This is a genomic window from Silvimonas sp. (assembly GCF_031291215.1).
Taxonomy (GTDB): Bacteria; Pseudomonadota; Gammaproteobacteria; order Burkholderiales; family Chitinibacteraceae; genus Silvimonas; species Silvimonas soli.
The window spans coordinates 1-1440 of record NZ_JARLJK010000053.1 but is presented as its reverse complement, the minus strand read 5'-3'; the positions used below and the strand labels follow the sequence as shown (position 1 = coordinate 1440).

Here is a 1440-nt window from a genome sequence, read left to right as displayed (position 1 = left end):
CCTCCAGCAGACGCGGATCGCGCTGCGGATACGGTGGATGAGCATTGAACTTGGCGAGAAACACCTTCCCCAGCACACCGCCCATGAAGAGGACGCACCCCACATGCAGCATCAACCACCGGGTGTGGTGATGGCCCGGATGCCACGCCGGCAGAATGTTGAACGCCAAATCCGCATAGTGCATGACCGCAATGAGCAGGCAAACCGGGACCAGCACCTTGAAATTGGTCTTGGTATGGATGGGCAGCAAGGCAAAGAACGGCACAAAACATTTGCCGAGAATCAGCAGTAAGCTCAGCCCCCACCAGCCGCCCTGTTCGCGAATGAGATACCAGAAGGTTTCCGCGGGCATGTTCGCGTTCCACACCACGAAGTACTGTGCAAATTCGGCATAGGACGAGAGCAGCGTGAACGCCAGCAGCAGCACGCCGATGAAATAAAAATAATTCTGCTTCAACACCGGCGTCAAAATGCCCTGCCGCAGCATCACCACGGCAATCACATAGATGAAGGCCAGGGCGGCCCAGACGCTGCTCGCGAAGAAATAAACGCCGTAGATGGCCGAGAACCACTGGTATTGCACGGCCTGCATCCAGAGGACACCTGAGAACGTGAGCGTGAGCGCAAACGCCACGATGCCCCAGCCGGAATGAAACCGCAGCTTGCGCGTGCAGGCCACCGACCCGGTTTCATCCTGCTCCAGCGAAAGTGCGGAGAGCCGCGAGGTAAGCAGCCACCAAATGCCAAAGAAAACCGCGGAGGTGATCCAGAAACCAGGCACTGTAAACACCGGATGCCGCGCCGCCACAAAATTATTGGTGGCCGCGTCCTGGCTCATCCAAGCGTAGAGCTTGGGTCCCAGCAAGCCCACCGGCAAGAACAGTAGGATCAGCGGGAGGCGCAACAGCGACGCCAGATGCTCGCAGAACCGGCGAATGCCCACCGACCAACCAGCGTCGGTGAGATGGTGTATGAGCACGAGGAACAGAGCGCCCAAGGCCACGCTGTAATAGAACATGAATGCCAGCAACCAGGCGAACGCAAATTCCCGGCCCCCGTTGCGCGACAAACTCGCCACCAGGCCCGCCAGCGTCAGCGCGCCGCCGAAGAACAGCATGGCGCCGGGAGCCACGCTCTTCAGCTCGGGCTTGGTCTGGTTGTTCTGCGGCGAGGTCATAAGTTGGGTGTTAACATCAGTTTCATTTCAAGGCCGCCTGCTCGGCGGGCGTCAGGTCATCCTTGGTGCCCAGCCAGCTCAATTGCAACGAGCGCAGGTAGGCGATGACCGCCCAGCGATCAGCCGCCGGCATTAGCGGGCCATACGCGCCCATCGTGCTCTTGCCATACGTAATCGTGTTGAAAATCTCCCCGTCAGCCAGTTCCACAATGCGCTTGTCGTGGAGATTGGCCACGGTGGGCATCACGCCCAGCTTCTTGGTG

At 59.4% G+C, this 1440-nt stretch carries 2 protein-coding genes; both read right to left on the bottom strand.

Going from position 1 to position 1440, the window contains the following annotated elements:
• A partial coding sequence (locus P4L78_RS01555; RefSeq protein ID WP_309326545.1) for a hypothetical protein occupies positions 1-1177 on the bottom strand: 1177 nt, incomplete at its 3' end.
• Positions 1178-1199: 22 nt separating this feature from the next.
• Positions 1200-1440, bottom strand: a 241-nt coding sequence (locus P4L78_RS01550) for a cytochrome c (RefSeq protein ID WP_309326543.1), incomplete at its 5' end; no start/stop codon positions are given.